This window comes from Methylobacterium dankookense, assembly GCF_902141855.1.
Classification (GTDB): domain Bacteria; phylum Pseudomonadota; class Alphaproteobacteria; order Rhizobiales; family Beijerinckiaceae; genus Methylobacterium; species Methylobacterium dankookense.
In genome coordinates this window covers 1-12,780 of sequence record NZ_CABFVH010000025.1, presented here as the reverse complement: position 1 = coordinate 12,780, position 12,780 = coordinate 1, and the positions used below count along the sequence as shown (strand labels likewise).

The window sequence follows — 12,780 nt, the reverse complement described above, 5'->3', positions numbered from 1 at the left end:
CGACCTGTTCTCAGCGGATCATCGGGTTGGCGGCGGCGCTGGCCTGCCGCTGCGGCGCGGCGGGGCCCACCGCGACGCGGGCCGGCCCGACGACCGTGCCCTGGACCACCTTCTTCGAGGTGGCGTTGAGGACGCTCACGGTGGCCCCGAGCCGGCCGGCATCGTTGCTGATGCCGCGTATCGACAGGCTGATGCCGGGCGCGTCGTAGACGAGGGTCACCATCTCGCCGCGGGCGACGAGTTCCGGCGGGGCGGTGTCGCCCGCGCGCAGCACGGTGCCGGCGGAGAGCGAGCGCTGCGCCACCTCGCCGGGGCTCGGCACGGTGAGGGCGTCGGGCGGCGTGCCCTCGCGCGGGCGGCGCTCCAGGGCAAGGTCGGCCTCGGTGACGCGGTCGCCGCGCGCCAGCGCCCGGTTGAGCACCACCACCTCGCGCAGCTCCACCGCGACGCCGGAGACGCGCAGGCTCGCCTGCCGCTCGCCGAGGCTGATCAGGGCCGCGACCCGGCGGGTGCGGGGGTCGTAGCTCAGGTCGAGGGCCGCGGCCTGGCCGTCGAGGTCGAGGGGCGCGAGCAGGACCGGGGCCTCGCCGTCGAGGCGGATCGCGAGCAGCTTCGCGTCGATGGCGAAGGTCGTCTCCAGAGACCGCTTCAGCGCGGCCTCGATCTCCGGCGCCGCGACCCGGCGCGCGGCCCGCAGCACGCTGATCTGGGCGCGCCCGCCGGTCTCCACCGGGCCGAGCCCGGCGGCGGCCACGGCCTCGACGATGCGCCGGGCCTGGATGGTGCCGGTGGCGCCGAGGGCGGGCGCGCGGAACATCGGGCGCTGCAGCGCGGCCTCGGGGGCGTTCTCCACGAGGTCGCCGAGGGTGAGCACGTCGCCCCGGGCGGTCACGTCGCCGCGCAGCCGCATCGGCGCCTCGGCGCGGGCGGGGATCGCGAAGACGCCGATCGCGCCGAGCGCCAGCACGGCGAAGATCGCGCGCAGGACGATGGACAGGCGCATCGGCATGGCGCGGGCGGGGGCGCGGCGGACGATCGGCTTCAGGTCGGACAGGTCCGGCGACGGGTCGAGGTCGTCGAAGGGGGCGGTCATGGCCGACCTCAGCTCCGGAACATCTGCGAGGTGGTGGAGAGCATCTGGTCGGCGGCGGTGACGACCTTCGAGTTCATCTCGTAGGCGCGCTGCGCGGCGATCAGCGACGAGATCTCGGTGACGGCGTTCACGTTCGCCTCCTCGAGATAGGATTGCTGCAGGTTGCCGAAGCCCTCGGCGCCGGGCAGGCCGTTGATGGCCGGGCCGGAGGCCGCGGTCTCGATGAACAGGTTGTCGCCGATCGATTCGAGGCCGACCTTGTTGACGAAGCGGGCGAGCTGGAACTGGCCGAGCTGCTGCGGCGCGGTCTGCCCCGGCAGGGTCGCCTGCACGGCGCCGGAGGCGCTGATCGTCACCGAGGTCGCGGTGTTCGGCACCGTGATGCCGGGATCGACGAGATAGCCGTCGCGGGTGACGAGCTGCCCCTGCGCGGAGAGGTCGAACGAGCCGTCGCGGGTATAGGCGGTGCGCCCGTCCGGCATCGTCACCCGGAACAAGCCCTCGCCGCGGATCGCGACGTCGTAATCCTTCTCGGTCGAGGTCAGCGTGCCCTGCGACATCACCCGGGCGGTCGAGGTGGTCTTCACGCCCGAGCCGATGGCGAGGCCGGCCGGGAGCTGCGTGTTCTGCTCCGAGGTCGAGGAGCCGGCCCGGCGCAGGTTCTGGTAGAGCAGATCCTGGAAATGCGGCTGCTGGCGCTTGTAGCCGGTGGTGCGCAGGTTCGCGATGTTGTTCGAGATGACCTGGACGTTCAGTTCCTGGGCCGCCATGCCGGTGGCGGCAGCGTAGAGGGCGCGCATCGGGAGCGATCCTTGCCTTAGGCGACGTCGGCGAGGCGCCGGATCGCGGTGCCGCGCATGTCGTCGAGGCGCGAGATCACGCTGGAGATCATCGCGTAGCTGCGGTTCACGTCCATCAGCCGGGTCATCTCGATGACCGGCCGCACGTTGGAGCGCTCCAGCGCCCCGGATTCGAGGCGGCCCTGGAGGCCGGCGGGCTGGGCGGGATCGGGCGAGGCGTAGAGGTTGCCGCCCTCGCTGGTCAGCCGCTGCGGGTTGGCGAAGGTGACGAGCTTGAGCTTGCCGCGCACGCCGAAATTCGTGGAGACGGTGCCGTCGGTGCCGATGGTGAGCCCGGTCTCCTGGGCGTTGATCTGGATCGGGCCGCCATCGCCCTGGACCGCGTGGCCGTCGCTCGTCACGAGCGTGCCCTGCGCGTTCACCTCCAGCGCGCCGTTGCGGGTGTAGCGCTCGCCCTGCGCGGTCTGGACCGCCATGAAGGCGGGGCCGCGCAGCGCCACGTGGAGCGGATTGCCGGTCTGCTCCACCGGCCCCTGCGAGAGATCGAGCACGGTGCCCTGGTCAATCACGTAGGAGACCCGGCGGTCCGAGCGCTGGAACGAATCCGCGCTCGCCACCGGCATCAGGTATTCCTGGAAGCGGATGCCGCGGCCCTTGAAGCCGTTGGTGGCGACGTTGGCCATGTTGTTGGCGATGACGTCGAGCTCGCGCTGGAGCGCGACCTGGCTCGACACACCGACGAAGAGGGCGTTCTGCATCGCTTGAGGTCCGGCACGTGCGGCAGGCACGTTCGGGATCCCCTGCGCATCCCGCGTGCCAACCGGATCGGGCGCCGAACGGCGTTTGTTGTCAGTGCCTTAGGGTTAATGCTGGTCTGTCCCCCTGGCATGCCGTCCGCGCCCGGCGGCAAAGGCGACCCGGCAAGATTTGCCCCCTTAACGGCGCGTTAACCGCGTTTCGCGATACCGGATCTCAGATTTGTCGCCAGCGCATTGGCGCTTCCTTATCAACGCCGGACGCGACGCTCATGGCCAAGAAGCCGAAGAAGCCGCCCGCCGAGGGCGAGGCCGCCGAGGCGGACGCCCCGAAGAGCAAGAAGAAGCTCATCGTCATCGGCGCCGTCGCCCTGCTGGCGCTCGGCGGCGGGGGCGCCTTCGTGATGAAGAAGCGCGCCGCCGCCCATGCCGAGGGCGAGCACGCGGCCCAGGTCGAGGAGAAGAAGCCCGTCGTCTTTCTCGACGTGCGCGAGATGATCCTCAACCTCACGCCGGAATCGAACCAGGACAAGGCGAAGTTCGCCAAGATCCGGATCGCGCTGGAGCTGAAGGACGCCAAGGTCGAGAGCGAGGTGAAGCCGCTGATGCCGCGCGTGGAGGACACGCTGCAGGTCTACATGCGGGAACTGCGCGCGAGCGACCTCTCGGGCTCGGCCGGCCTCTACCGCCTGCGCGAGGAGCTACTCCGGCGCGTCAACGTCGCGACCTATCCCGCCAAGGTCGAGGCGGTGCTCTTCAAGGATGTGATCCTCCAGTAGCCCTTCGAGGGGCCGCCGCTCTTCCCACGAAGGGCGCGGACCCGTGTGTGTGAACCCTGCCTTAGGCCGCGCGGATGGAACCGGACGACCCGAACGCCGAGGACGATTGGGCCGCAGCCCTGCTGGAGCAGGGGGCTGAGGGCGGCGACGCCTCGCTCGCCGAGGAATGGGGTGCGGCGCTCGCCGAGCAGGGCACCACGCGCGCCGCCAGCGACGTCGCCGCCGAATGGGCGACGATGATCGAGGACGGGGAGAGCGACAACCTCCCCGAGCTCGCCGGCAACGACCGCATCCTCACCCAGGACGAGATCGACGGCGTCCTGGGCTTCTCCATGCGCGAGCTCTCGGCCTCCGGGGCCGGGGGCGTGCGCGCCATCGTCGATTCGGGCGTCGTCCAGTACGAACGCCTGCCGATGCTCGAGATCGTCTTCGACCGGATGATCCGGTTGCTGTCGACGAGCTTGCGCAACTTCTTCCAGGACAACGTCGAGGTCACCCTCGACAACATCACCTCGGTCCGCTTCGGCGACTACGTCAACGCCATCCCGCTCCCGACCCTGCTCGGCGTGTTCCGGGCCGATGCCTGGGAGAATTCGGGCCTCGTCACGGTCGAGTCGAACCTCGCCTACTCGACCCTCGACCTGCTGCTCGGCGGCAAGCGCGGCGGCTCGTCCTCGCGGCTCGACGGGCGCCCCTTCACGGCCATCGAGATGCAGCTCGTGCGCCGCCTCGTGGAGATCATCCTCGGCGACCTCGAACTCTCCTTCCAGCCGCTCTCGCCGGTGCGCTTCGCCATCGACCGGATCGAGACCAACCCGCGCTTCGCCACCATCACCCGGCCGGGCAACGCCGCGATCCTGATCGGCCTGCGCCTCGACATGGACGGGCGCGGCGGCCTGCTGCAGATCCTCTTCCCCTACGCGACCATCGAGCCGATCCGTGAACTGCTCATGCAGAGCTTCATGGGTGAGAAGCTCGGCCGCGACCACATCTGGGAAGGCCACCTCGCCACCGAGATCTGGCAGGCGGACCTGACCATGGAGGCGGTGCTCCACGAGATGATGCTGCCCCTGAAGCGCGTGATGGCGCTGAAGATCGGTGACACGCTCATGTTCGACGCCAAGCCCTCCGACCTCATCACGGTCCGCTGCGGCGACTGGCCCCTGACGCAGGGGCGGATCGGCCGGATCGACGACAACATCGCCGTGCAGGTGACGCGGCCGCTCAGGCGCTCGCGCACCACGCTCCAGGCCTACGAGGCCTCCATGAACAACCGCAAGGACGGGTAGGGCACGGATGAGCTTCCTGGTCACCCTGCTCGCCGACATCCTCGTCGCCGTCCTGCTCGTCGCGACGATCGCGACCTCGGTCCGGCTGTCGCGGCGCATCGCCCAGCTCAAGGGCGACGAGGCGGCGCTCCGCCAGACCATCGGCGACCTGATGATCGCGACCAGTTCCGCCGAGCGGGCGATCGGCTCTCTGCGGGCGGCGGTGGACGAATCCGACCGGATGCTGGCCGAGCGGCTGGAGACGGCCGCGGCCTGCGCCGCCGGCATCGCCGCCCAGGTCGGGGCCGGCGAAACCGTGCTCGCGCGCATCGGCGCCATCGTCGGCGAGGCCCGCAGCGCCGCCCGCCCGGCCGCCGCGCCGCCTCCCGCGCCCGCCGCCGTGCAGGGCGTGCATAGCGAGCGGCTCGGTGCCGCCGCCGCGGCGAGCCTCGCCATGACCGAGCGCGCCCTGCAGCGCGTCCGGAACCGGGCCGCATGAGCGGACCGCCCGCCAAGGCCCCGCCGGGCAAGCCGGCGCCCGCCAAGTCGGCTTCCGCCAAGCCGGACCTCGCCAAGCCGGACCTCGCGAAGCCGGCCCTCACCCGGCGCGCGCGCGACGCGGCCTCGGCGCTGCGCCGCTCGCGCCTCAAGCCGGCGCGGCCCTTCCGCCTGCGCCTGATCGATGCGGTGACGCTCGCTGCGAGCGGCCTGCTGATCCTGAAGCTCGGCTCCCTGACCCTGGCGAGTCCGCCGCCGGGCACGGAACTGCCGGAATTCGCCCGCGTCCTCGCCGAGGCGCGCAGCGGCTATGTCCCGATCGACCCGGCCACGACCGGCTCGGTGACCCCGAAGGAGCCCGAGAAGCCGAAGGAGCCGGAGCCGCCGCCGCGCGCGCAGCCGCCCATGCCGGACCCGATCTCGCCGACCGAGCGGGCGCTGCTGGAGAAGCTCTCCGCGCGGCGCGACGCCCTCAGGCAGAAGAGCGATGAGTTGGAGCTGCGCGAGCGCGTGCTCGGCGAGGCCGAGCGCAAGCTCGAATCCGGCGTGGGGGACCTGCGGAAGGCCGAGGAGAAGGTCGAGGGCACGCCCCAGAAGGAGGATGCGGCCAAGCAGGGCCTGAAGAACATCGTCACCATGTACGAGACGATGAAGCCGAAGGACGCGGCCCGCGTCTTCGACCGGCTGGGCCACGAGGTGCTGGTCCCGATCGTGCTCGCCATGAACCCGCGCAAGATGGCCGAGGTCCTGGCGGTGATGCAGCCGGAGGCGGCCGAGCGCCTGACGATTGCCCTCGCCAACCGGGCCCGCGGGGTTCAGCCCCAGCAGGCCCAGGCCGCCGCCGGCCTGCCACCGAACGAGCTTCCGGCGATCGATGGGCCCGGGCGCTGACCAAGCCGCTTCCTGCCGGAGAGGCCTCGGATCCGTGACTTGACATTCGCCTGCAATCTTTGGATGCCGCGGGTCCATCGGTATGTGCGGTGCAGCGCACGGATAGTCTGTCTTTCCGGACAGGGCGCGGCGCGCGGTGCTTCTGAGGAGCGGATCTCATGGACGTGGTCGACACCGAGATCCCGGCGGTCAAGCTGATCCGCCCGAAGCGCCACGGCGATGCGCGCGGCTGGTTCAGCGAGACCTACCGGGCCGACGCGCTGGCGCGGGCGGGCCTCGAGATCGTGTTCGTGCAGGACAACCAGTCGTTCTCGGCGCCCAAGGGCACAATCCGCGGGCTGCATTTCCAGCTCGCGCCGGCGGCGCAGACCAAACTGGTGCGCGTGCTCTCCGGCGCCATCCTCGATGTGGCGGTGGACCTGCGCGCCGGCTCGCCGAGCTACGGGCGGCACGTCGCCGTGACGCTCGATGCCGAGGGCGGCGACCAGCTCCTGATCCCGCACGGCTTCGCCCACGGCTTCTGCACGCTCACCCCCGACACCATGGTCGCCTACAAGGTGGACGCCTATTACAGCCCGGCCCACGACCGCGCGCTGGCCTGGAACGACCCGGATGTCGGCATCGACTGGCCGCTCGCCGAGGCCGAGGCGATCCTGTCCGACAAGGACCGGCGGGCCCCCCGCCTTGCCGAGATCGGGCCGCAATTCTAGGGCAGGGGCTGTGCAAGTCCTCGATCCTGCGCAGGTCGCGGCGGATCAAGGGCGTGATTGATACGGCCTGGGGCTCGCGGCGCAAGCCGCGCCTCTTCGGAAAGGCATGACGATGCGAATATTGGTGACCGGCGGCTGCGGCTTCATCGGCTCGGCGCTCGTGCTGCACCTCGTGCACGACCTCGGGCACGAGGTCGCCACCGTCGATGCGCTGACCTACGCCGCCAACCCGGTCTCGCTCGCCAGCCTCGAGGGCGACCCGCGCCACCGCCTGATCGAGGCCGACATCTGCGACCGGCCGGCCATCCTCGAAGCCTTCCGCAGCTTCCGCCCCGAGGCGGTGATGCACCTGGCCGCCGAAAGCCATGTCGACCGCTCGATCACCGATCCGGGCGCCTTCGTGCGCACCAACGTGATCGGCACGCAGGTGATGCTCGACGCGGCGCGCGGCCATTACGAGACTCTGTCCGAAGCAGAGAAGCAGACGTTCCGATTTCTGCATGTCTCGACTGACGAGGTCTACGGCTCGCTGCCGCCGGGCGGGTTCTTCACGGAGACGAGCCGTTACGACCCGCGCTCGCCCTATTCCGCCTCGAAGGCGGCCTCGGACCATCTCGCGCGCGCCTGGCACGAGACCTACGGCCTGCCGGTGCTGGTGACGAACTGCTCGAACAATTACGGGCCGCGCCACTTCCCCGAGAAGCTGATCCCGCTGATGATCCTCAACGCGCTGGAGGGCCGCCCGCTGCCGGTCTACGGCGACGGCCAGAACGAGCGCGACTGGATCCATGTCGAGGACCATGCCCGCGGCCTCGTGGCGGTGCTCGAGCGCGGCCGGCTCGGCGAGACCTACCTGCTCGGCGGCCGGGCGGTGCGCAACAACCTCGCGGTGGTGAAGGCCCTGTGCGCAGCCTTCGACCGGCTGCGGCCGGAAGGCGGCCCGCACGAGCGCCTGATCACCTTCGTGGCCGACCGTCCGGGCCACGACCGGCGCTACGCGATCGACCCGTCGAAGGCGGAGGCCGAACTCGGCTGGGCGCCGACCAAGAGCTTCGAGGAGGCGCTGGAGGCGACCATCCGCTGGTACCTCGACAACGAGGCGTGGTGGCGCCCGATCCGCGAGGGCCGCTACAAGGGCGAGCGCCTCGGCCTCGGCACGGCGGGCTGAGGCGATGGACGTCCTCATCCTGGGCGGGGCGGGCCAGGTCGGCACCGAGCTTCGGGCGCTCGCCTGGCCGGCGGGCACCGGCGTGCACGCGCCGAGCCGCAGCGAGCTCGACATCACCGATGCGGGCGCGGTCGCCGGCGCCCTCGACGCGCGCGCCTACGGCGCGGTGATCAACACCGCCGCCTACACGGCGGTCGACAAGGCCGAATCCGAGATCGCCGAGGCCTGGCGCCTCAACGCGCTGGCGCCGGCCATCCTGGCGGCCGAGTCGGCGCGGCGGTCGATCCCGCTGGTCCAAGTCTCCACCGATTACGTCTTCGCCGGCACGAAGGCCGGCCCGTACCGGACCGACGACCCGATCGCGCCGCGCAGCGTCTACGGCGCCAGCAAGGCGGGCGGCGAGCTTGCCGTGCGCACGGGCAATCCGCGCCACGCCATCGTGCGCACCGCCTGGGTGGTGAGCCCGCACCGCGGCAACTTCGTCAAGACGATGCTCCGGCTCGCGGGCGAGCGCGACAAGCTCACTGTGGTGGACGACCAGCACGGCTGCCCGACCAGCGCGGGCGACCTCGCCGCGGCGCTGATGACCATCGCCCTGCGGCTCGCGGCCGACGAGGCGGCGCCGACCGGCACCTTCCACTGCGTGAATAGCGGCGCCACCACGTGGTGCGGCTTCGCCCGTGCCATCGTCGCGGGCTCCGCCCGCCGCGGCGGCCGCACGATCCCGGTCGAGGGCATCCCGACCGCCTCCTATCCGACCCCGGCGCAGCGCCCGGCCAACTCGGTCCTCGCGACCGACGGCCTGACGGCCGCCTTCGGCATCGCCCCGCGGCCGTGGGAAGCGGCGCTCGACGACATCCTCGACCGGCTGGTGGGCCCGGTCTCAGCGGAGACCTCACGATGAAGGGCATCGTCCTGGCCGGCGGCTCCGGCACCCGGCTGCACCCGGCCACGCTGTCGATCAACAAGCAGCTGCTGCCTGTCTACGACAAGCCGATGATCTACTATCCGGTCTCGGTGCTGATGCTGGCCGGCATCCGCGAGATCCTGATCATCTCCTCGCCCGAGCATCTCGGGAACTACCAGCGCCTGTTCGGCACGGGCGAGCAGTTCGGCCTGTCCTTCAGCTACGCGGTGCAGCCGCGGCCCGATGGCCTGGCCCAGGCCTTCGTCATCGGCCGCGACTTCGTCGGCGACGACGACGTGGCGCTGATCCTCGGCGACAACCTGTTCTTCGGCGCCGGCATCGGCGAGCTGCTCGCCCGCGCGGCCGGCCGCAAGCAGGGCGCGACGGTGTTCGCCTACCATGTCGACAACCCGCAGGCCTACGGCGTGGTGACGCTCGACGCCGCGGGCCGACCGACGCGGCTGGTGGAGAAGCCGAAGGAGCCGGAATCGACCTGGGCGGTCACCGGCCTGTACTTCTACGACAATCAGGTCCTCGACATCGCGGCGGCGGTGAAGCCCTCGCCGCGGGGCGAGCTCGAGATCACCAGCGTGAACGAGGCCTATCTGGAGCGGGGTCAGCTCCATGTGGAGCGGATGAGCCGCGGCTATGCCTGGCTCGACACCGGCACGCATGACAGCCTGCTGGAAGCCTCGGAATTCGTGCGCACGATCCAGCACCGGCAGGGCCTTCAGGTGGCGTGCCTGGAGGAGATCGCCTTCCTGCAGGGCTTCATCGACAAGGCGCAGCTCATTGCCCGCGGCGAGATGTTCGCCAAGACCGGCTACGGCCAGAACCTGCTCCGGCTCGCCCGCGAGCACCACGCCGCGCCGCCGGTCTGAGACCGCGTCCGGTCGATCAGACCGGACGCGGTATCAGGAAGCCCGCTCACGACCGAAGCGACCAACCGGATTTGGCATCAACCCGGATGCGGCCCCATCCGGCGGCGGTCGTGCTCCATGGCGAAGACGTGCGAGTAGAGGTTGGCGACCCAGCGCCGTCCGTCCACGGTGAGATCGAGGGCGCGGATGCCGTCGCCGATCACCGGCTCGACCTTCGACCAGAAGAAGGCCGGGTAGCATTCGGCCACGTCCGCGGGGTTGCTGTAGCCGAGCTGCGCGTTCAGCCCGACCTCGGCGAATTCCTGGTAGAGGGCGTTGAGCTTGCGCGGGTAGAGCGGATCGCCGAGCTGGCCGATCAGGTCGGCCGCGCGCATCAGGCCGGCCTCGGTCGCCGTCTCGGCATGGTCCGCGTCGAGCGGCACGGGGAAGCGTGTCAGCTCGATGGCGCGGGCCACCCGCTCGGGATCGACGAGGTCGTGGTTGCGGAAGCGCTCGCGCACCGCGATCTTCGAGCGCTCCACATGGTAGGGGCCGAGGGCGGCGTCCGAGGCGCCGCGGGGCAGCTCCACCGTATGGCCCTCGGCATCGATGATGAAATGGCCGTCCCGGTCGCCCGAGCAGACGCCCCGCACGAAACCGATATCGTGGTAGAGCGCCGCGACGATCGCGTGCAGCCAATCCTCCGGTGAGATCCCCTGGCTGAGGAAGCGGCCGCGCAGGATGTCCTGCGCCACCATCGTCACGAGGGAGGTGTGGTAGGCGTCGTGGTAGAGCGCGTCGCTGCCGACGATGCGCTCGACGGTGAGCCGTGCCGATTCCTCGATCACCTCCGCGTAGCGTGGCTCGCGCCGGCCGAAGGTGCGCAGATAGGTCTGCGCGAGGTGGCCGCCGAGGGCGTCGGCGAGGATCTTCGTGGCATCGAACATCACCCAGTTCCCCACGCGCGGTGCCGGGCGCGTCCGGTCCTTGCAGAGGTAAGGCGCGCCGCGTCGCGGAGGAGTGCCGAGGGCACTCGACCAGCGTGGCGCGATGGCGGAACATCCCGTTCGGCTTCCCGTTCGCATGAACGAGAAACGGCAACGATCAGGAGGTCCTCATGAGGCAGGCCATCGCCCTCGCGCTTCTCGCCGGAACGCTGGTGGCCGGCAGTTCCGGAGCCGCGCTCGCCTGGGGCAACAGCGATTCCGGAAGCGGCTTGTCCCCCTATTCGGCGCTCAACGGCAACGACCGTTCGGCCGGGGTGAACAACGGCAATTACCGCAATCCCCGGACGGACCCCTACCTCCGGACCTACGGCTATCAGAACGGCTACGACGACGAGGCGCCGCGCTATCGCCGCGTGCCGCCGCGCCGGCACTATTACGGTTATCCCTACTGAGGGCCTGTTTGAGCGGGAATGACCGATCTCGGCTCGGAGATTTACGCTCCTCCCACCCCCTCACCTCATCCTGAGGTCGAGAAGGGGATCAGGGGGATAACACCCGCTCGATTTGCTCAAACAGGCTCTGAGGGCCTGCGAGACGGACATCATCATCGGTCTTTTCCCGATCCCCGACCTCGCCCTGAGCCGTCACGGCCACGTCAGGATGAAGGGACAGGATGAGATCAGAGATGCCTTCCGACCGCATCCGATGGGACACAGGTCATGACGGAGAGGGCCGGCCGACGAGCCGGCCCTCTCCCGTTCCGGGCTGCGCGATGGCCTCGGCGGCACGAGCCCGGCGGCGGAGCGCGAGCGCCGCGCCGGCGAGGGCTGCGCCGGCCAGGATGTCCGGCAGGTAGTGGCCGCCGGACGCGATCGCCGCCACCGCGATCGCCGCATTGAGCAAGGCGGCGAGGGGGCCGACCACCCGGACCGGCGCCAGCGCCCAGGCGGTGAGGATGGCGAGGCAGACGTGGAAGGACGGGAAGGTCGCGAGCCCGCGGATCTCGCCGATGTTCAGCACCGTGACGCCGCCGCCGCGCAGCCGCTCCAGGGCGTCGAGATGCCAGAGGGCGCCGATCGTCTCGATCGCGTCGCTCGGCATCGTATGCGGCGCATAATGCGCGTAGGCGCCCGCCGCCGGCAACAGGGCGGAGATCGCCACCACGGCGAGGAGCGTCGCGCAGAACAGCCGCACATAGGCCCAGAGCCGCCCGAGCCGGCGCGTCGCGGCGAGCACGATCACCACCAGCGCCACTTGCGGCCCGCTCGAATGATAGGCGAGCGAGAGCCACCAGTTCAGCGCAGGGTGGGTTTCGAGGAAGGCGAGCCAGGCGGGCCAGTCGAAGCCGATCGCGGCCTCGGCCCGGGCGAGGTCGGCATCGACCAGGGGCAGGGCGAGGGTCGCCGCGAGGTAGTGCAGGACCGCGACCGGCACGGTGAAGGCGACGAGGGCCGCGCTCGCGAGCGCCATCCCGCGCAGGCTCGGCTCGGATTTGAGTCCGCCGAGGCCGGCGGCGGCCACGAGCAGCACCGCGACAAGGGCCGCGACGGCCAGCGGCGCCTCCGGATCGAGGGCGATGCCCGAGGCTGCGAGCCAGACCGCGTCGACACCGCAGATCAGGGCGGCGGCGAGCCAGAGCAGGGGATGGGGCGCCGCCACCCCTGCGGAGAGTCTTCGGATCGTGTGGAGGAGGTTCGGTTGCGGGGGCCTGCCGGCGTCCTGCCGCGCGAGCCCTGCTCGCCGGCTCTGCCCTGCCTCGACCGAACGCATCCGTCCTCCGTTCCCCAAGCCCCGGTCGTGACGTGCGTGAATCGCACGGCCCGGGGGATACGCGCGGGGCGCCCCTTGGTTCTGCGGGTCGGGGAATCGTGGTGATACGCGCGAGGCTGCGACTTCATCCCCGTAGGCCGGGGAATGGGCGTTGGCTAAGCTGAGGCGTGCAGAGCAGGACGGACGGGATGGAGCGAGAGCAGGCGTTCGAGACGGAGGCGAGACAGGCGGCGCTGGTCGTGTCCCTTGGCGTGGTGTAGCTCGTTGAGAGCCATCGCGATCACCGGCTTGGGCCGGGAGGATCAGGCTGCCAGGGTGGGCAGGCTGACGAGGG

14 protein-coding genes are annotated in these 12,780 nt (G+C 70.8%); 9 read left to right on the top strand and 5 right to left on the bottom strand.

Translation table 11 applies throughout. The annotated features are described in order from the left end of the window. Window positions 1-10: 10 nt before the first annotated feature. The 3 genes from flgA to flgF are packed head-to-tail and all read right to left on the bottom strand — an operon-like array spanning window position 11 to window position 2,651. Window positions 11-1,093, bottom strand: a complete 1,083-nt coding sequence (flgA, locus tag MTDSW087_RS17815) for a flagellar basal body P-ring formation chaperone FlgA (RefSeq protein WP_373321929.1) — start codon at window positions 1,091-1,093, stop codon at window positions 11-13. A gap of 8 nt (window positions 1,094-1,101) precedes the next feature. Then, a complete protein-coding gene (gene flgG, locus MTDSW087_RS17810) occupies window positions 1,102-1,893 on the bottom strand; it encodes a flagellar basal-body rod protein FlgG (RefSeq protein WP_142581079.1) in 792 nt (263 codons plus the stop codon). A 17-nt stretch (window positions 1,894-1,910) separates the two neighbouring features. After that, window positions 1,911-2,651: a flagellar basal-body rod protein FlgF gene (gene flgF / locus MTDSW087_RS17805; protein WP_144766160.1), complete on the bottom strand. Its 741-nt coding sequence runs from the start codon at window positions 2,649-2,651 to the stop codon at window positions 1,911-1,913. 269 nt (window positions 2,652-2,920) lie between these two features. Here flgF and fliL point away from each other — a divergent pair, with 269 nt between their 5' ends. The 8 genes from fliL to rfbA all read left to right on the top strand — a co-directional run bounded on the left by fliL (window position 2,921) and on the right by rfbA (window position 9,750). Beyond that, window positions 2,921-3,427 (top strand): flagellar basal body-associated protein FliL, encoded by a 507-nt coding sequence (gene fliL / locus MTDSW087_RS17800; RefSeq protein WP_144766158.1) that lies wholly within the window; start codon window positions 2,921-2,923, stop codon window positions 3,425-3,427. Window positions 3,428-3,501: 74 nt separating this feature from the next. Next, window positions 3,502-4,716, top strand: coding sequence for a flagellar motor switch protein FliM (fliM, locus tag MTDSW087_RS17795; protein ID WP_144766156.1), 1,215 nt, complete (start codon window positions 3,502-3,504; stop codon window positions 4,714-4,716). A gap of 7 nt (window positions 4,717-4,723) precedes the next feature. Continuing rightward, window positions 4,724-5,194, top strand: coding sequence for a DUF6468 domain-containing protein (locus MTDSW087_RS17790; RefSeq protein ID WP_144766154.1), 471 nt, complete (start codon window positions 4,724-4,726; stop codon window positions 5,192-5,194). Continuing rightward, entirely contained in the window at window positions 5,191-6,084 is an 894-nt protein-coding gene (locus MTDSW087_RS17785; protein WP_238178837.1) for a MotE family protein, read from the top strand. Before MTDSW087_RS17790 ends, MTDSW087_RS17785 begins: the two co-directional genes overlap by 4 nt. 158 nt (window positions 6,085-6,242) lie before the next feature. Continuing rightward, entirely contained in the window at window positions 6,243-6,794 is a 552-nt protein-coding gene (gene rfbC, locus MTDSW087_RS17780; protein WP_144766152.1) for a dTDP-4-dehydrorhamnose 3,5-epimerase, read from the top strand. A 112-nt stretch (window positions 6,795-6,906) separates the two neighbouring features. Then, complete coding sequence (gene rfbB, locus MTDSW087_RS17775; RefSeq protein WP_144766150.1) at window positions 6,907-7,962, top strand: dTDP-glucose 4,6-dehydratase; 1,056 nt, start codon at window positions 6,907-6,909, stop codon at window positions 7,960-7,962. 4 nt (window positions 7,963-7,966) lie between these two features. Next, the gene (gene rfbD / locus MTDSW087_RS17770; protein WP_144766148.1) at window positions 7,967-8,866 is read left to right on the top strand and encodes a dTDP-4-dehydrorhamnose reductase; all 900 of its coding nucleotides are present in this window, start codon (window positions 7,967-7,969) and stop codon (window positions 8,864-8,866) included. Continuing rightward, entirely contained in the window at window positions 8,863-9,750 is an 888-nt protein-coding gene (gene rfbA / locus MTDSW087_RS17765; protein WP_144766146.1) for a glucose-1-phosphate thymidylyltransferase RfbA, read from the top strand. Before rfbD ends, rfbA begins: the two co-directional genes overlap by 4 nt. A 77-nt stretch (window positions 9,751-9,827) precedes the next feature. Here rfbA and MTDSW087_RS17760 read toward each other — a convergent pair whose 3' ends face one another. Continuing rightward, complete coding sequence (locus tag MTDSW087_RS17760; RefSeq protein ID WP_144766144.1) at window positions 9,828-10,676, bottom strand: metal-dependent phosphohydrolase; 849 nt, start codon at window positions 10,674-10,676, stop codon at window positions 9,828-9,830. 170 nt (window positions 10,677-10,846) lie between these two features. On the opposite strand from MTDSW087_RS17760, the gene MTDSW087_RS17755 reads away from it, so the two are divergent. Further along, complete coding sequence (locus tag MTDSW087_RS17755; protein WP_238178835.1) at window positions 10,847-11,128, top strand: hypothetical protein; 282 nt, start codon at window positions 10,847-10,849, stop codon at window positions 11,126-11,128. Between the two features lie 265 nt (window positions 11,129-11,393). Here the strand turns inward: MTDSW087_RS17755 and MTDSW087_RS17750 are convergent, their stop codons facing one another. Beyond that, window positions 11,394-12,335, bottom strand: coding sequence for a phosphatase PAP2 family protein (locus MTDSW087_RS17750; protein ID WP_238178833.1), 942 nt, complete (start codon window positions 12,333-12,335; stop codon window positions 11,394-11,396). Window positions 12,336-12,780 lie beyond the last annotated feature (445 nt).